General features: G+C 69.0%; 17 protein-coding genes. 16 read left to right on the forward strand and 1 reads right to left on the reverse strand.

The genetic code is table 11. The features are described 5' to 3' along the window. Positions 1-3 precede the first annotated feature (3 nt). Genes WNM05_RS13255 through WNM05_RS13330 form a run of 16 tightly spaced genes read left to right on the forward strand, consistent with a single transcriptional unit; the run spans position 4 to position 15176 of the window. Positions 4-549 carry a hypothetical protein gene (locus WNM05_RS13255; protein ID WP_434627312.1) on the forward strand — a complete coding sequence of 182 codons (546 nt, stop codon included), beginning with the start codon at positions 4-6 and terminating at the stop codon, positions 547-549. Continuing rightward, positions 542-2206 (forward strand): AMP-binding protein, encoded by a 1665-nt coding sequence (locus WNM05_RS13260; RefSeq protein WP_434627314.1) that lies wholly within the window; start codon positions 542-544, stop codon positions 2204-2206. Before WNM05_RS13255 ends, WNM05_RS13260 begins: the two co-directional genes overlap by 8 nt. Then, the gene (locus WNM05_RS13265) at positions 2200-2934 is read left to right on the forward strand and encodes a glycosyltransferase family 2 protein (RefSeq protein WP_434627316.1); all 735 of its coding nucleotides are present in this window, start codon (positions 2200-2202) and stop codon (positions 2932-2934) included. Before WNM05_RS13260 ends, WNM05_RS13265 begins: the two co-directional genes overlap by 7 nt. Next, entirely contained in the window at positions 2931-3863 is a 933-nt protein-coding gene (locus tag WNM05_RS13270) for an acyltransferase (protein WP_434627318.1), read from the forward strand. Before WNM05_RS13265 ends, WNM05_RS13270 begins: the two co-directional genes overlap by 4 nt. Next, positions 3860-5401, forward strand: coding sequence for an HAL/PAL/TAL family ammonia-lyase (locus WNM05_RS13275; RefSeq protein ID WP_434627320.1), 1542 nt, complete (start codon positions 3860-3862; stop codon positions 5399-5401). The genes WNM05_RS13270 and WNM05_RS13275 overlap by 4 nt, the downstream gene beginning before the upstream one ends. Next, complete coding sequence (locus WNM05_RS13280; RefSeq protein WP_434627322.1) at positions 5394-5810, forward strand: acyl-CoA thioesterase; 417 nt, start codon at positions 5394-5396, stop codon at positions 5808-5810. Before WNM05_RS13275 ends, WNM05_RS13280 begins: the two co-directional genes overlap by 8 nt. Then, the gene (locus tag WNM05_RS13285) at positions 5807-6412 is read left to right on the forward strand and encodes an outer membrane lipoprotein carrier protein LolA (RefSeq protein ID WP_434627324.1); all 606 of its coding nucleotides are present in this window, start codon (positions 5807-5809) and stop codon (positions 6410-6412) included. The genes WNM05_RS13280 and WNM05_RS13285 overlap by 4 nt, the downstream gene beginning before the upstream one ends. Then, a complete protein-coding gene (locus tag WNM05_RS13290) occupies positions 6405-8735 on the forward strand; it encodes an MMPL family transporter (RefSeq protein WP_434627326.1) in 2331 nt (776 codons plus the stop codon). The genes WNM05_RS13285 and WNM05_RS13290 overlap by 8 nt, the downstream gene beginning before the upstream one ends. Positions 8736-8754: 19 nt before the next feature. Then, positions 8755-9852 (forward strand): class I SAM-dependent methyltransferase, encoded by a 1098-nt coding sequence (locus WNM05_RS13295; protein WP_434627328.1) that lies wholly within the window; start codon positions 8755-8757, stop codon positions 9850-9852. 1 nt (position 9853) lies between these two features. Next, positions 9854-10408, forward strand: coding sequence for a DUF3261 domain-containing protein (locus WNM05_RS13300; protein WP_434627330.1), 555 nt, complete (start codon positions 9854-9856; stop codon positions 10406-10408). A gap of 7 nt (positions 10409-10415) precedes the next feature. Beyond that, positions 10416-11603, forward strand: coding sequence for a beta-ketoacyl-ACP synthase (locus WNM05_RS13305; RefSeq protein ID WP_434627332.1), 1188 nt, complete (start codon positions 10416-10418; stop codon positions 11601-11603). Beyond that, on the forward strand, positions 11600-12058 hold the full coding sequence (locus tag WNM05_RS13310) for an ApeP family dehydratase (protein WP_434627334.1): 459 nt from the start codon (positions 11600-11602) through the stop codon (positions 12056-12058). The genes WNM05_RS13305 and WNM05_RS13310 overlap by 4 nt, the downstream gene beginning before the upstream one ends. Further along, positions 12055-12786, forward strand: a complete 732-nt coding sequence (gene fabG, locus WNM05_RS13315) for a 3-oxoacyl-ACP reductase FabG (RefSeq protein ID WP_434627336.1) — start codon at positions 12055-12057, stop codon at positions 12784-12786. The genes WNM05_RS13310 and fabG overlap by 4 nt, the downstream gene beginning before the upstream one ends. Next, positions 12783-14015 carry a beta-ketoacyl-ACP synthase gene (locus tag WNM05_RS13320; RefSeq protein WP_434627338.1) on the forward strand — a complete coding sequence of 411 codons (1233 nt, stop codon included), beginning with the start codon at positions 12783-12785 and terminating at the stop codon, positions 14013-14015. Before fabG ends, WNM05_RS13320 begins: the two co-directional genes overlap by 4 nt. A gap of 55 nt (positions 14016-14070) precedes the next feature. Further along, complete coding sequence (locus WNM05_RS13325) at positions 14071-14505, forward strand: hypothetical protein (protein ID WP_434627339.1); 435 nt, start codon at positions 14071-14073, stop codon at positions 14503-14505. 2 nt (positions 14506-14507) lie between these two features. Further along, positions 14508-15176, forward strand: a complete 669-nt coding sequence (locus WNM05_RS13330; RefSeq protein ID WP_434627341.1) for a 4'-phosphopantetheinyl transferase family protein — start codon at positions 14508-14510, stop codon at positions 15174-15176. Here WNM05_RS13330 and WNM05_RS13335 read toward each other — a convergent pair whose 3' ends face one another. After that, positions 15177-15968 (reverse strand): TrmH family RNA methyltransferase, encoded by a 792-nt coding sequence (locus tag WNM05_RS13335; RefSeq protein ID WP_434627343.1) that lies wholly within the window; start codon positions 15966-15968, stop codon positions 15177-15179. Positions 15969-15974 lie beyond the last annotated feature (6 nt).

Raw genomic sequence — 15974 nt, forward strand, 5'->3', positions numbered from 1 at the left:
ACGATGTCGACTGCGCTGGCCGGCCTGCTGACCCTCTGCTACCCGTTCCTGATCTATTTCGGCCAGGGACGCGTCGATCCGCGCCTGCTCGCCGGCGCGCTGGTCTGCATCGCCTTGCTGCGCGCGCTGAGCACGCGGCAACGGGCATGGTACTGGGCCTGCGCCGCTACGCTGCTGCTGGCCGCGTTCAGCATGCTGGGCAACGGCCTGCTGCCATTGAAACTCTATCCATTGCTGGTCAACGCCGTCCTGTTCTCCGTCTTCGCCGCCAGCCTGCGCTTCGGCCCTCCGGTGGTCGAACGGCTGGCCCGCCTGACCGAACCGGAACTGGATGCCGCCGGCGTCCGTTACACCCGCACCGTCACCCAAATATGGTGCGGCTTCTTCATCGTCAACGGCAGCCTGTCGCTGGCTACCGCGCTATGGGCGGACAATGCCGCATGGGCCGCCTACAACGGCTGCGTGTCCTATCTGCTAATGGGCGCGCTGTTCGCCGGCGAGTGGCTGGTGCGCCGACGCATCCGATCCCGCAATACTCTTCATGGCTGATTTCCTCCCCTTGCAGCGGCTGCTGAGCGCAGGCCGCGCCGACGCCCATCCCGTTGCCTATTCCGGACAGCGGAGCCACGCCTTCGCCGATTTGCGGCGCCTGGCCGCCCGCTGGCGCGCCGCGCTGGCCCGTCTGCCGGAAACCGCCGTTTCCCTCCACATGGAAGACGGCTTCGAATTCGCCGCCGCGCTGCTGGGCGCCTGGCATGCAGGCAAGACCGTCTGCCTGCCTGCCGACGACCTGCCGGCCACGCGCGAACGCATCGCCCGGCTGGGCATGCCCAGACTGGACCAGCTGCGGCCGGCTGCGGACGGCGACGAAGCCTTCGCCCCGCTTGCCGACGACTGCGGCCTGCTATTGTTCACCTCCGGCTCCACCGGCGAACCTCAGACCATAGCCAAGACCTTGCGCCAGCTGGCCGCCGAAACGCTCACGCTGTCGCAGCGCTGGGACGGTTCTCTTCCGGCGGGCTGTCGGATCGAAGCCACCGTTTCGCACCAGCACATCTACGGCCTGCTGTTCCGAGTGCTGTGGCCGCTGGCCGCCGGCAGACCGTTCGCCTGCGGCCGCCACGCCTTTCCGGAAAGCCTGCTCGCGGCGCTTGGCGGACAGCCCTGCATGCTGATCGCCAGCCCGGCCCATCTGAAGCGTCTCCCCCGCCATCTAGACTGGCTGGCGGCCAGGCCGGCGGCGGTCTTCTCGTCGGGCGGCCCTCTGGACGAGGCCGGGCTGCAAAACTGCCGGGAAACGCTGGGCCAGGCGCCTTACGAGGTATTCGGCAGCACCGAAACCGGCGGCATCGCCTGGCGACGCCGCGAGCCGGGCGCCGTCGACGCCTGGCAAGCGCTGCCAGGCATTGAGATCAGGATAGCCGGCGAGAGTCTGGCCCTGCGCTCCCCGCATCTGGCCGATGACGGCTGGCACGCGACCAGCGACCGGGTGCGAGGCCAGGACGGCGGTTTCGCGCTGCTGGGCCGGGCCGACCGCATCGTCAAGCTGGAAGAGAAGCGCGTGTCGCTGGACGCGGTGGAAGACGCCCTGCTTGCCGGCGGCCTGTTCGAGGCGCTGCGCGCGTTGCCGCTGCCCGGCGCGCGCGATCTGCTCGGCGTCGCCGCGGTGCCCAACGCCGCCGGCTGGGCCGAACTGGCGCGCGTCGGCCGCCGCGCCTTCGCCGCCGCGCTGCTGGACCGCATCAAGGACAGCGTGATCGCCGAGGCCCTGCCGCGCCATTGGCGCTACGGTTTCCGCCTGCCGGTCAACGCCCAGGGCAAGATCACCCAGGCGACGCTGCTGTCGTGGTTCGAACCGAGCCGCCCGCACGCCACGCTGCTGGAGCGCTCCGCCGAGCACGCGGTGCTGCTGGTGGAGGCCGCGGCCTCGCTGCCGGACTTCGCCGGCCACTTCCCCGGCTTCCCGCTGTTGCCCGGCGTGACCCAGCTGGACTGGAGCGTGCGTTTCGCCCGCGAACTGTTCGAGCTGCCGCCGGCCTTCTGCGGCGTAGACAATCTGAAATTCCAGCGCATCATCGATCCGGGCGCCGTCGTGCGACTGGAGCTGCGCCACGACCGCGAGCGCGGCTGCGTCAGCTTCGGCTACGCCAGCGACGGGCATGCGCACGCCAGCGGCAAATTGCGTTTCTCGGAGCCGGCATGCTGATCTGCGCGGTCGTCCCCGTCTACAACCATGGCGATGCGGTCGGCCGCGTCGTTGCCGCGCTGCGCGCCCAGGACCTTTCCTGCGTGCTGGTAGACGACGGCAGCGACGCCTATTGCGCCGGCGTGCTGGACGCGCTGGCCGCCGGCGACGAGCGCGTCCATCTGGTCCGCCTTCCGCTCAACAGCGGCAAGGGCGGCGCGATGATAGCCGGGCTGCGCGCGGCGCAGGCACTCGGTTTCAGCCACGCGCTGCAGATCGACGCCGACGGCCAGCACGACAGCGCCGACGTCCCGCGCTTCCTCGACCTGGCCCGGCGCCATCCGGAGGCGTTGATCTGCGGTTGCCCGCTATACGATGCCGACGCGCCGAAGAGCCGCCGCTACGGCCGCTACGCCACCCATGTCTGGGTCTGGATCAACACGCTGTCGCTGGACATCGCCGATGCGATGTGCGGCTTCCGCGTCTACCCGCTGGCCGCCACCGTGCCGCTGTTCGATCAGGCCAGGCTGGGCCTGCGCATGGATTTCGACGTCGAAGTGCTGGTGCGCCTGAGCTGGCGCGGCATGCGCTTCGTCAACCAGCCCACCCGCGTCAGCTACCCGCTGGACGGCGTGTCCCACTTTCAATTGTGGCGCGACAATCTGCGCATCGGCCGCATGCACGCCAAGCTGTTCTTCGGCATGCTGCCGCGCATGCCGATGCTGCTGGCCCGCAAGGTGGGGCGATGAAGCGGCCCCGTCACTGGGCCGGCATAGGCGAAAACACCTTCGTCGCCGGCATCGCACTGCTGTACTGGATCCACCGCCTGCTGGGACGGCGGCTGTTCCGCGCCTGCCTGCTTCCGGTCGTCGCCTGCTACTGGCTGGCCTGCGCCCCTGCCCGGGCAGCCTCGCTGCAATATCTGCAAAGGCTGCAGGCATACAGCGGCGCGCTGGGCCGGGCGCCGGGCAGGCTGGACACCTTCCGCCACCTGATGCGCTTCGCCGACACCATGCTGGACAAGCTCTTGTCCACCGCCGGCCATTATCCGATGGACAAGGTGGCGATAGACGGCGCGGATGAGATCATCGCCGGCCTGCGGCAACGGCGCGGCGCGCTGATCGTCACCGCCCACATCGGCTGCCTGGAGCTGTGCCGCGCGCTGGCCGATCGCTCGCCCGAGGTGACGGTGAACGTGCTGGTGCACACCCGCCACGCCCGCCGCTTCAACGATCTGCTGGACAGGCTCAATCCGCAGCAGTCGGTACGGCTGATCGAGGTCACCGACGTCAATGCCGCCACCGCGGTGCTGCTACAGGAGAAGATCGCCGCCGGCGAGATCGTGGCCATCGCCGGCGACCGCGTGCCGGTCCGGGGGGACCGCACCGTCAGCGCGCCCTTTCTCGGCGTCGATGCGCCCTTTCCCTGCGGCCCCTATCTGCTGGCCCACTTGCTGCGCTGTCCGCTGTATCTGATGGCCTGCGTGCGCGGCGGACCGGGCTACAGGCTGAGCTTCCTGCCGCTGGCCGGGGAAGTCCGCCTGCCGCGCCTCGGCCGCGAGACCGAGATGGCCCGCCACGCCGCCCGCTACGCCGACGAGCTGGGCCGGCTGCTGGCCGCCTCGCCTTACGACTGGTTCAACTTTTTCCCGTTCTGGGACCAGAAATCGACATCATGAGCAATACGCAAACCGACGCAGTCGTCTTCGACGGCTCCTGGCTCGGCCTGGCCGACATCGACGCCATCGCCCGCGGCGACAAGCGCGCCCGCCTGTCCGCCGACGAGGCCTTCCGCCAGCGCATAGACAGCGGCAGCCGATTCATCGACCGCCTGCTGGCCGAGGACGGCGTGGTCTACGGCGTCACCACCGGCTACGGCGACTCCTGCACCGTGGAGATTCCGGCCGAGCTGGTGGGCGAACTGCCCCATCATCTGTACACCTACCACGGCTGCGGCGCCGGCCGCTTCCTCGACGCCGAGGAGACCCGCGCGGTGCTGGCCGTGCGGCTGGCCTCGCTGTGCCGCGGCGTATCCGGCGTCAGCTACGCGCTGCTGGCCCAGCTGGCGGCGCTGCTGGAACACGATATCCTGCCGCTGATCCCGGCCGAGGGCTCGGTCGGCGCCAGCGGCGACCTGACCCCGCTGTCCTACGTCGCCGCCGCGCTGTGCGGCGAGCGCGAGGTGATGTTCGGCGGCCAGCGCCGCCCGGCCGCCGACGCGCTCCGAGCCGTCGGCCTGGCGCCGCTCAGGCTGCGTCCGAAGGAGGGCCTGGCCATCATGAACGGCACCGCGGTGATGACCGCGCTGGCCTGCCTGGCCTGGCAGCGGGCCGACTACGCCTCGCGGCTCGCCGCCCGGCTGACCGCGATGAACGTGGTGGCCTCGGCCGGCAACGCCCATCACTTCGACGAGGCGCTGTTCGCGGTCAAGCCGCATCCGGGCCAGCAGCGCGCCGCCGCCCGCATCCGCGCCGACCTGGACGCCCCCCGCCCCAGCCGCAACGACAGCCGGCTGCAGGACCGTTATTCGCTGCGCTGCGCGCCGCACGTGATCGGCGTGCTGGAAGACGCGCTGCCCTTCATGCGCGGGCTGATCGAAAACGAGCTGAACAGCGCCAACGACAATCCCATCATCGACGCCGACGAAGAGCGTGTGCTGCATGGCGGCCATTTCTACGGCGGCCATATCGCCTTCGCGATGGACGGCCTGAAAAACGCCGTGGCCAATCTGGCCGACCTGATGGATCGCCAGATGGCGCTGCTGGTCGACACCCGCTACAACCACGGCCTGCCGAGCAACCTCAGCGGCGCGCCGGCCGGCCGCGCGCCGATCAACCACGGCCTGAAAGCGTTGCAGATCAGCGTGTCGGCCTGGACCGCCGAGGCCTTGAAACAGACCATGCCGGCCTCGGTGTTCTCCCGCTCGACCGAATGCCACAACCAGGACAAGGTCAGCATGGGCACCATCGCCGCCCGCGACGCGCTGCGGGTGCTGGAACTGAGCGAACAGGTGCTGGCGGCACTGCTGATCACCGCCCGCCAGGGCGTGGAGCTGCGCGGCGAGATCGCCGAACTGTCGCTGAGCCCGGCGCTGGTCCGGATGCAACAGGATCTGGCCGACCGTATCCCGCGCATCGCCGAGGACCGCGCGCTGGACAAGGAACTGGTCGCGCTGATCGCGGCCATCCGCGCCCGCGCCTGGAGCCTGTATGACTGAACTGTCGCACTCGATAGAGCTGGAGCCGGCCTTCCACGACCTGGACCCGATGGACGTGGTCTGGCACGGCAATTACGTCAAATACCTGGAAATCGCCCGTTGCGCGCTGCTGGAACGCTTCGATTACAACTATCCGCAGATGCGCGACTCCGGCTACGCCTGGCCCGTCGTCGACATGCGGCTGAAGTATGTGCAGCCGATCCGCTTCGGCCAGAAAGTGACGATCGAGGCGACCATAGTCGAGTGGGAAAACCGGCTGAAGATAGCGTATCTGATCCGCGACGCCGCCACCGGCCGCAAGATCAATACCGCCTACACCATCCAGGTGGCCGTCGACATCGCCAGCCAGGAGATGCTCTACGTCTGCCCGCCTGTATTGTGGGAAAAGCTGGGAGTGCCTGCGCCGTGAAAAAACTGATCGTATCCGCCTGCCTCGCGCTGCTGCCGCCGGCCGCCGGCGCCGCCGACCTCGCCTCGTCCATAGGCAAGACGCTGGCCCGTCCCGCGGTGTTGCGCGGCGCATTCGAACAGAGCAAGCAGGTGAACGGCTTCGCCAAGCCGCTGCGCTCGCGCGGCGTCTTCCTGGTCTCCCGCGACAAGGGCGTGCTGTGGGACACCCAGAAGCCGTTCGCCAGCAAACTCCGGCTCACCCACGGCGAAATCGTCGCGACCCAGAACGGCGCCGTGTCCTTCCAGCTGTCCGCCGCCAAGGAGCCCACCGTGCGGGTCATCAACGAACTGATGTTCTCGCTGCTGGGCGGCAATCTGCAAACGCTGGACAACTACTTCGCCATCGCCGGCGGACAGGACGGCAAGTCTTGGCGGCTGACGCTGACGCCGAAACAGGCCGCGCTGGGCAAGGTCATGAAACGGATCGAGCTGTCCGGCGACCAGTATGTCCGCTCCATCGCCATCGATGAAAGCAACGGCGACTCCACCCGCATCGCATTCAGCGGCCAGAGCGCCGTTCCCGCGGCGCTGAGCCGCGACGAAGAGGCCCGCTTTGACTGAGTCCGGCGGCCCGTCCCGCGCCCACCGTTGGCTGGCCGCCGCCTGGCTGGCCCTGCTGCTCGTCGTCGCCGGCCACAACGGCTGGCTGTGGCTGGGCGGCGGCGCCCGGCTGGAAACCGACATCCTGGCGATGCTGCCGCAAAACCGCCAGGACGCGGCGGCGCAGGACGCCACGCGCCAGCTGGCCGACGCCGGCGCGCGCCGCGTGGTGGCGCTGCTGGGCGCGTCCGACTGGAGCGACGCGCGATGCGCCGCCGACGCCTACGCCGCGGCCATACGCGCCTCCGGCCTGCCGCTGGCGCTGCGCTACCGGATAGGCGCGCGCGAAAGCGGCGACTGGCTGGGCTTCTATGCCGGCTACCGCGCCCAGCTGCTCGGCGACGACGCGCGGCGCCGGCTGGAAGACACGCCGGTCCCGATGCTAGCCGAGCAGGCCGCGGCCGCGCTGTTCCAGCCTGTGGGCATGCCCAGACAGGGCCGCTGGCAGGACGATCCGCTGAATCTGTACGGGCAATGGCTGGGCGAGCGGGCGTCGCAGAGCAAGGTGCGCGTCCGCGACGACCGGCTGTCGCTGTCCGACGGCGACGATCACTATGCATTGGTGATGCTGGAACAACAGGGACCGGCGTTTTCGGTGTCGGCCCAGCAAGCGATGCTGCCGGCGCTGGCCAAAGCCCGCCGGGCGGCGCTTGCCGCCGCGCCGAAAGCGCGGGTGATCGAAGCCGGCGTGCCGCTGTTCGCCGCCGCGGCCTCGACTCAGGCCGAGCGGGAAGTCCACACGATAGGCGCGGGCTCCCTGCTGGGCATCCTGCTGCTGACGGTGCTGGCCTTCAGCGGCGTGCGGCCGCGCATCCTGGTGACGCTGTCCATCGCCGCCGGCCTCGCTTGCGCCATATCGCTGACCATGCTGCTGTTCGGCAAGCTGCATCTGATCACCCTGGTGTTCGGCGCCAGCCTGATAGGCGTGGCCGAGAACTACGGCAACAATTACTACGCCTATCGCCTGGGCCGGCCCGCGCACGACCGCTGGGCCATGTTGCGCGGTCAGCGTTCGACAATGTGGCTGGCCTTCGCCACCACCTCGATCGGCTACGGGCTGCTGGCGCTGGCGCCGTTCCCCGGCCTGAGGCAGATGGCGGTATTTTCCGTGACCGGCCTGTTCGCGGCCTTTGTCACCGTGCTGTGCTGCCTGCCGTTCGCCGATCGCGGCGAGATGCCGTTCAATCGTTTTTCCCGGACCGTCGGCAACTGGCGACACGCCTGGCCGCGCTGGGGCCGCAACCGCTTCACCGCGCTATCCGCCCTCGTTGCCGCCGCCCTCTGCCTGGCCGGCCTGGCCAGGCTGCACGCCAACGACGACGTGCGCGCGCTGCAGAACGCGCCGCGGCAGCTGCTGGAAGACCAGCGCAGAGTCGGCGAACTGATGCAGATGGCCGGACCCGGACAGTTCTTCGTGGTCAGCGGCGCCAGTCCGGAGCAGGTTCTTCAGCGCGAAGAGGCGCTGAAGGCGCGCCTGGCGCCGCTGATCGCGGCGGGGAAGCTCGCCGGCGTGCAGGCGATATCCGACTGGGTGCCGTCCGCATCGCGCCAGTCCGCCGACCGGGCGCTGCTTCAACGCGTGGTCTTTGCTTCCGGCGGCGTGCTGGAGAGGGCCGCCGGCCTGCTCGGGCAGGCGACGCCCGAGGCGTCCCTGCCGCCGTTGCGGCCGCTGACCATCGATGCCTGGCTGGCCGCGCCAGTGTCCGAGCCGCTGCGTCCGCAATGGCTGGGCCGCTTCGGAACGGGCTACGCCAGCGTCGTGATGCTGCGCGGCCTGGCCGGCCCGGCCGCCTTGCCGGCGCTGGCCGCCGCCGCGTCGGCCTCGGCCGGCGTGCGCTTCATCGACAAGGTCGGGGAAATCTCCGGCCTGATGCGGCACTACCGCCAGCTGATGACGTGGGTGATCGCCGCCAGCTATCTGCTGGTGCTGGCCATGCTGTGGCGCCGTTTCGGCCGCCGCGCCTGGCGCGCGCTGCTGCCGACCTTGCTGGCCAGCGTCTTGACGGTGGCGCTGCTGGCGCTGCTCGGCCAGCCGCTGCAGCTGTTCACCATTCTCGCGCTGCTGCTGATCCTCGGCATGGGCGTCGATTACGGCGTATTCCTGCTCGCCGACGCCGATTCGCGCGCCTTCCTGTCGGTCACGCTGGCCGCGGCCGGCACGCTGCTCGCCTTCGGCCTCTTGGCCTTGTCGTCGACGCCGGCGCTGGCCGCCTTCGGCCTGACCATGCTGCTGGGCATCAGCCTGTGCTGGCTGCTCAACCCCCTGTTCATCCCCAGAATCTAAAACAAGAAACGAAGAAACAATGGAAACCGGCTCTCAAACCTTGCAAGACAAACGTTTCGCCCCGGCGCGCCAATCGGTGATGGACGCGCGTTTCGACGCGCAGAAAATCGCCTTCGGCCCCGTGGTCTTCCAGTGCGTGCGCCTCGCATGGAAGCGCGGCATCCTGCAAAACCTGGCCGAAGCCGGCGAGCGCGGCCGGAGCGTGGAGGAGCTGGCCGCCGACGGCAAGCTCAGCCGTTATGCGCTGAACCTGCTGCTGGAAACCTGTCTGTCGGCAGGCGTCGTCGAATTGCGTGCAGGCCGTTACGCGCTGGACAAGACCGGCTATTGCCTGCTGTCCGACCCCATCACCCAGATCAACCTCGATTTCATACACGATGTCTGCTATCAGGGCCTGTTCGAACTGGAGCGGTCGCTGGACGAGGAAAAACCGCACGGCCTGGCCGCGCTGGGCTCATGGGACACGCTGTACCAGGGACTGGCGACGATGCCCGAGCCGGCCCGCAGCAGCTGGCTGCGTTTCGACCACCATTATTCCGACACCTCGTTTCCGGAAATCCTGCCCGACGTCTTCGCGCGGCGCCCGCGCAAGCTGATGGACATCGGCGCCAATACCGGCAAGTTCACGCTGGCCGCGCTGGCATACGATCCCGAGGTGGAAATGCATCTGCTGGACCTGCCCGGCCAGCTGGCGGTGATAGAAAAGACGCTGGAAGAAAACGGTCTGTCGCAGCGTGCCAGTCTGCACCCCACCGACATGCTGGATTCCACACAGGACTTCCCGTCCGGCATGGACGTGGTATGGATGAGCCAGTTTCTGTCCTGCTTCAGCGAAGAAGTCATCGGCGGCATCCTGCGCCGGGCGGCCGCCGCGCTGGCCGCCGGCGGCCGGGTGATGATTCTGGACACGCTGTGGGACAGGCAGAAATACGATATCGCCGCCTACTGCCTGATCAACACCTCGCCGTACTTCACGGCGATGGCCAGCGGCAACAGCAAGGTATACCGCGCCGACGACTACATCCGCCTGTGCCGACAGGCCGGCCTGCGCCTGGTCGCGGAGCGCGACGGCATCGGCTACTGCCACACGCTGCTGCAGTTCGAACGGGCCGACTGACATGCGCCGCCTGCCGCTGCTCGTCCTCGCCCTGCTGCTGGTCGCCTGCCAGAGCGCGCCGCCGCGCCCGGCCATGCCGGCGCTCGCGCTCTCACCGGCCAGTCTCGGCGCCGAGCTGAGTCTGGCCCAGCGGCTGCGCGCCGGCCCGCTGAACCCGCGCGACGGCCAGGCGTCGCCGTCGCTGGACGTGCAGCTGGAAATCGACGCCGCGCAGCTGAGGCTGGCCGGCCTGGCGCTGGGGCAGCGGATACTGACGCTGAGCTGGGACGGCAAGGCGCTGCATAGCCAGCGCAGCCCGCTGTTGCCCGCCAGCGTCGACGAGGCCCGCATCGTCCGCGACGTCCAGCTGGCCTACTGGCCGCTGCCGGCCCTGCGCGCCGCCCTGCCCGCCGGCTGGACGCTGGGCGAGGAAAACGGCGCGCGCGTGCTGCGGCAAGACGGCGAAGAGGCCCTGCGCATCGAGAGCCAGGCATCGCCGGCCTGGCTGGGGCATAGCGAATTGACCAACCGGCGCGAAGGCTACCACCTGAGCATAGACTCCGCGCCATTGCAGTGAAAACACCATGACGACCGACGTCTACCTGAACCATCTCGGCGTGCTGTGCAGCGCCGGCCGCGGCCACCGGGCGCTGCGCGAGGCGCTGTTCGCCCCGCCAAGCGACGCCGCCCGCCCCCGCCTCGCGCTGCCGGACGGCCGCGACTGGCCGTCGGCGCCGTTCGACGGCCCGCTACCGCCGACCGGCCATTTGCCGCTGCCGCTGCGCAGCCGCAACAACGCGCTGCTGCTGGCCGCGCTGGAAGACATCCGTCCGCAAATCGACGAAGCCGTCGCCCGCTTCGGCGCGAACCGCGTCGGCATCGTTCTGGGCACCAGCACATCCGGCGTCGGGGAAAGCGAGAATGCCTTCCTCGCCCGCCGCGCAAACGGAACGCTGCCGGCAGACTTCCACCCCGGCCAGCAGGAGCTCGGTTCCCCGGCGATGCTGTTGCGCGAGGTTCTGGGCGCCGGCGGCCCGGCGCTGGTGATCTCGACCGCCTGCTCATCCAGCGCCAAGGCGCTGGCCAGCGCCGCGCGGCTGCTGAAAAGCGGCCAGTGCGACGCGGTGATAGCCGGCGGCGCCGATTCGCTGTGCAGATTCACCGTGGCCGGCTTCGCCGCCTTGGACTCCGTCGGCGCAAACGGCTGCAATCCTATGAGCCGGAACCGCGACGGCATCCATATAGGCGAGGCCGCGGCCTTGTTCCTGATGAGCCGGGAGCCAGGCCCGATCCGACTGGCCGGCTGGGGGGAAACCGCCGACGCCCACCACATTTCCGCGCCGGACCCGAGCGGCGGCGGCGCGCTGTCGGCGATGCGGGAAGCGCTGGAAAGAGCGGCGCTCGCGCCTTCCGACATCGACTACATCAATCTGCACGGCACCGCCACCCGACAGAACGACGCGATGGAAAGCCTGGCCGTCAGCCAGCTGTTCGGCGCCGACGTGCCGGCCAGCTCCACCAAGGGATTGACCGGCCACACGCTGGGCGCGGCCGGCGCGCTGGAGGCCGCCATCTGCTGGCTGACGCTGCGGGACAACGCCGAAGGCCTGCTGCCGGTCCATCAATGGGACGGCGAGGCCGATCCCGAGCTCCCGCCCTTGCGTTTGGTGCGGCCCGGCCAAAGCCTGTCGCGCCAGCCGCGGCGCGCGCTGAGCAACTCTTTCGCTTTCGGCGGCAGCAATGCCTGCCTGATTCTGGAGGCCGCCCCATGAGCGACGCGATTCCCGCCATCGAACACCTGGTGCCCCACTCCGGCGACATGTCCCTGCTGGATCGGGTGCTCTTTGCCGACGACAGCAGCCTGGTCGCCGAAGTGACGCCGAAGCCGGGTCAGCTCTTCTGCCGAGACGGCGAGATAGGAAGCTGGGTCGGCATCGAATACATGGCCCAGGCCATCGCCGCCTGGGCCGGCCTGCAGGCCAGGGCCCGCGGCGAGGCGCCCAAGGTGGGCTTCCTGCTGGGCTGCCGCCGCTATCAGGCCCTGGTGCCGGCTTTCGCATTCGATGCGCCGCTGCGAGTTCGCATCGAACTGCAATTCCTGGCCGACAACGGCCTAGGGCAGTTCGAATGCGGCATAGACAGCGCCGGCCAGCGGCTCGCCACCGCGCAGCTGAAGGTTTTCGAGCCTTCGGACACAGAACAATTCATCAAGGAATCGATGCAATGAACGACCAAACCGTACTGGTAACCGGCTCCAGCCGGGGCATAGGACGTGCAATCGCCCTGCGACTGGCCCGCGACGGCTACGACGTGGTGGTGCATTGCCGCAGCCGCCGCGACGAAGCCGATGCCGTCGCCGCCGAAATCGCCGCGATGGGCCGCCAGGCCCGGGTGCTGCAGTTCGACGTCACCGACCGCGAGGCGGCCTCGGCGGCCCTGCTCGCCGACATCGCAAGCCACGGCTGCTATTACGGCGTGGTTTGCAATGCCGGCCTGGCGCGAGACAACGCCTTCCCGGCGATGCCCCCCGAGGATTGGGACCTGGTGGTCAATACCGATCTGGGCAGCTTCTACAATGTGCTGCAGCCGCTGACCATGCCGCTGGTTCGCCGCCGCAAACCGGGCCGCATCGTCACGCTGGCATCGGTGTCCGGCCTGATAGGCAACCGCGGCCAGGTCAACTACAGCGCCGCCAAGGCCGGCGTGATCGGCGCCACCAAGGCGCTGGCGGTCGAGCTTGCCAGCCGGGCCATCACCGTAAACTGCGTGGCGCCCGGCCTGATAGACACCGAAATGATGGAAGCGCACGTGCTCGAAGAGGCGATGAAGATGATTCCGAGCCGCCGCGTCGGCAAACCGGAAGAAGTCGCCGCCGCCGTAAGCTTTCTGATCAGCGAGGATGCCGCCTATATCACGCGCCAGGTGATTTCGGTCAATGGAGGGATGATAGGATGAAGCGCGTCGTGATTACCGGCGTCGGCGCCATCAGCCCTCTGGGCCATGACTGGGCATCGGTGAAATCGTGGCTGCAGTCCGGCCGCAACGCCGTGCGGACCATGGCGCCCTGGGCCGAATACGATGGCCTGGGCACCCAGGTCGGCGCGCCGGCCGCACCATTCGAATTGCCCGCGCACTACAACCGCAAGACCACGCGCAGCATGGGCCGCGTCGCGCTGATGGCCACCCGCGCGACGGAAATGGCGCTGGAACAGTCCGGCCTCTTGAACGATCCGCTGCTGCGAAGCGGCAAGATGGGCGTCTCCTACGGCTCATCGTCCGGCTGTCCGGCCAATATCGGCGATTTCGGCCGCATGCTGATGTGCAAGAGCACCGAGGGCATCAACGCCAACACCTATATCCGCATGATGTCGCACACCGCGCCGGTGAACATAGGCGTATTCTTCGGCGTGACCGGCCGGGTGATCACGACCTCCAGCGCCTGCACCTCGGGCAGCCAGGGCATAGGCTACGCCTTCGAGGCCATACAGAGCGGCCGCCAGGTGGCGATGATAGCCGGCGGCGCGGAGGAGCTGGATCCGACCCAGGCGGCCGTGTTCGACACCCTGTTCGCCACCAGCACCGAACACAACGACACGCCCGCGCTGACCCCGCGCCCGTTCGACGCCAAGCGGGACGGTCTGGTGCTGGGCGAAGGCGCCTGCACGCTGATTCTGGAAGAGCTGGAGCATGCCCGCGCCCGCGGCGCCGACATCCTGGCCGAGATTCTCGCCTTCGGCACCAATAGCGACGGCCAGCACGTCACCCATCCGCAGGCGGAGACGATGGCCGGCGCGATACGGCTGGCGCTGGACGGCGCTGGCCTGGCCCCGTCGGACATCCCCTACGTCAACGCCCACGGCACCGCCACCGATCAGGGCGACGTGGCCGAATCCCAGGCGACCCACAGCGTCTTCGGCGAAAAGGTCGCCATCTCCTCGCTGAAAAGCTATATGGGCCACACGCTGGGCGCCTGCGGCGCGCTGGAAGCCTGGATGACGATAGAGATGATGCGCGACGGCTGGTTCGCTCCGACGCTGAACCTGACCGAAGTCGACCCGCGCTGCGCGCCGCTGGACTACCTCGCGGCGGAGGGCCGCCGCCTCGAAACCGAACTGGCGATGAGCAACAACTTCGCCTTCGGCGGCATCAACACTTCGTTGATCTTCCGTCGCTGGCGCGACTGATTTTTCACCGTGCCGGCCCTGGCCGGCACCGACCGTCAATCAAGGAGACATAAACATGCGTTTCGTCATTCCCCTGCTGGCCCTGTGCCTGGCCTCCGGCCACGCGATGGCCCGCGACACCGTGGTCAAGGTCCCGCTGTCCGACGTGCTGGCCATGCCGGAAGCCAAGGAAAAGCTCGACGGTTCCGTCCGTTTCTTCCTCGCGGGCCAGCACACGCCGGCCCTACACCAGAAGCTGGGCAGCGACGTGTCCAACCAGAAGACCAACGCCTTCAACAAGACCGATGTGGAGGCCTGCCGCTGGGCCATCCTGTCGACGCTGATCTCGTTCCAGAACTCCGCCAAGCGGCGTGACGCCAATGCCGTGGTCGACATCGTCAGCTACTACAAGAAAGACGAGGTCCGCGACAGCCAGACCATCGAATGCCATGCCGGGGCGGTGATAGCCGGCGCGGCGATCAAGGGCGAATACGCCAAGATAGGCAAGTGACGATGTGGGTCGACAGCTGCCGGCTGAGCGCACTGTGCCAGCGCGACTGGGACGATGCAGAAGCCTGGCTGGGGCAGGCCGAGCGTCTGCGGCTGTCGACCATGGGCCGGCCGTCGCGGCGGCTGCAATTCCTGGCCAGCCGCTGGCTGCTGCGCAAGCTGGCCGGCGACCAGCTGGGCACGGCGCCCGAACGACTGGCCCTTGGCGCCACCGAAGCCGGCGCTCCGTGCTTTCCGGACCACCCCGACTGGTTTCCCGCGATCAGCCACAGCGGTGAAAACGTCGCCTGCGCGCTGGCGCGCCGGCCCGTCGGCCTGGATCTGGAAACGCCCAGCCCCAGGCGCTCCATCGAGCAAATCGCCGACTGGCTTTTCTCTCCGGACGAACGGCGCGCCCTCCGCCTGGACGCGGCGAAGGCGCCCGAGCTGTTTCTGCAAATGTGGACCCTGCGCGAAGCCTGGCTGAAACAGCGCGGCCTGGGCCTGGACGGCGACGCGATGCGCGCCTTGCGCTGGCTGCGCGCGCCGCCGGGCGACGCCGACGCGCTGACGGTCGCGCTGAGCGATGGCGCCATGCTGGCCCTCAGCGGCGCAAGCGGCCAGTTCGCCTGCCCGGCGCTTCCCGCCGATACCGTCGGCGAGCCCCTTCACTGGCGGTCGCAAACCGTCTGATCACCCCTCCAGCTGCCGCACCCGCTCGAACAGGCACACCGTGGCCGCCATCGCCACGTTCAGCGACTCGGCGTGGCCCGGCATCGGGATGCGGATGCGGGCGTCGGCCAGCGCCAGCAGCGCGTCGCCGACCCCGGCGCCCTCGTTGCCGAACACGAAGGCCACCGCGCCGGACAGGTCGTGGCCGTACAAGGAGCTGGAGCCCTCCAGATGCGTGACCAGCTTGCGGCCGGCGAAACCGCGCAACTCGGCCTCCAGATCGGCGTGCTCGTGTATGCGCAACGCGAAGTGGGCGCCCATGCCGGCGCGCAGCACCTTGGGCGAGAACACGTCGACGCAGCCCTTGGACAGGAAGACGTCCCAGACGCCGGCCGCCGCCGCGCAACGCAAGATCGTGCCCAGATTGCCGGGGTCCTGGATGTCCTCCAGCAGCACCCGCGCCGCCGCCGCGTCCGGTGCCCGCGGCCTGGGCCGCGGCGACAGCGCCAGCAGCTCGCCGGCGCTGGCCAGCGCGGTCGCCTTGGCCATCACGGCCTCCGGCAGCGTCACCACGACGCTGTCGGCCGGCAGCCTGGCCAGCAGCGCCCGGACTTCGGGCTTGCCGGCCGCCGCCTCGTTCAGATACAGCCGCGGCAGCGCGCCGCCGGCCTGCAGGCAGGACTCGGCCAGATGTATGCCTTCCAGCACCATCACGCCCTCCTTGCGGCGGTCGCGGCTGTGCTGGACCAGTCGGGCCAGCGCCTTGACTTCGTCGTTGTGCGGTGAGGTGATGGTCTTGGCGATGTAATGCATGATGGA

The organism is Chromobacterium sp. CV08, from assembly GCF_051129845.1.
Classification (GTDB): domain Bacteria; phylum Pseudomonadota; class Gammaproteobacteria; order Burkholderiales; family Chromobacteriaceae; genus Chromobacterium.

Excerpts from the sequence above, each read along its gene's own strand:
- WNM05_RS13255 (WP_434627312.1), top strand. The coding sequence starts at position 4 with ATGTCGACTGCGCTGGCCGGCCTGCTGACCCTCTGCTACCCGTTCCTG.
- WNM05_RS13260 (WP_434627314.1), top strand. The coding sequence starts at position 542 with ATGGCTGATTTCCTCCCCTTGCAGCGGCTGCTGAGCGCAGGCCGCGCC.
- WNM05_RS13265 (WP_434627316.1), top strand. The coding sequence starts at position 2,200 with ATGCTGATCTGCGCGGTCGTCCCCGTCTACAACCATGGCGATGCGGTC.
- WNM05_RS13270 (WP_434627318.1), top strand. The coding sequence starts at position 2,931 with ATGAAGCGGCCCCGTCACTGGGCCGGCATAGGCGAAAACACCTTCGTC.
- WNM05_RS13275 (WP_434627320.1), top strand. The coding sequence starts at position 3,860 with ATGAGCAATACGCAAACCGACGCAGTCGTCTTCGACGGCTCCTGGCTC.
- WNM05_RS13280 (WP_434627322.1), top strand. The coding sequence starts at position 5,394 with ATGACTGAACTGTCGCACTCGATAGAGCTGGAGCCGGCCTTCCACGAC.
- WNM05_RS13295 (WP_434627328.1), top strand. The coding sequence starts at position 8,755 with ATGGAAACCGGCTCTCAAACCTTGCAAGACAAACGTTTCGCCCCGGCG.
- WNM05_RS13300 (WP_434627330.1), top strand. The coding sequence starts at position 9,854 with ATGCGCCGCCTGCCGCTGCTCGTCCTCGCCCTGCTGCTGGTCGCCTGC.
- WNM05_RS13305 (WP_434627332.1), top strand. The coding sequence starts at position 10,416 with ATGACGACCGACGTCTACCTGAACCATCTCGGCGTGCTGTGCAGCGCC.
- WNM05_RS13310 (WP_434627334.1), top strand. The coding sequence starts at position 11,600 with ATGAGCGACGCGATTCCCGCCATCGAACACCTGGTGCCCCACTCCGGC.
- fabG (WP_434627336.1), top strand. The coding sequence starts at position 12,055 with ATGAACGACCAAACCGTACTGGTAACCGGCTCCAGCCGGGGCATAGGA.
- WNM05_RS13320 (WP_434627338.1), top strand. The coding sequence starts at position 12,783 with ATGAAGCGCGTCGTGATTACCGGCGTCGGCGCCATCAGCCCTCTGGGC.
- WNM05_RS13325 (WP_434627339.1), top strand. The coding sequence starts at position 14,071 with ATGCGTTTCGTCATTCCCCTGCTGGCCCTGTGCCTGGCCTCCGGCCAC.
- WNM05_RS13330 (WP_434627341.1), top strand. The coding sequence starts at position 14,508 with ATGTGGGTCGACAGCTGCCGGCTGAGCGCACTGTGCCAGCGCGACTGG.
- WNM05_RS13335 (WP_434627343.1), bottom strand. The coding sequence starts at position 15,968 with ATGCATTACATCGCCAAGACCATCACCTCACCGCACAACGACGAAGTC.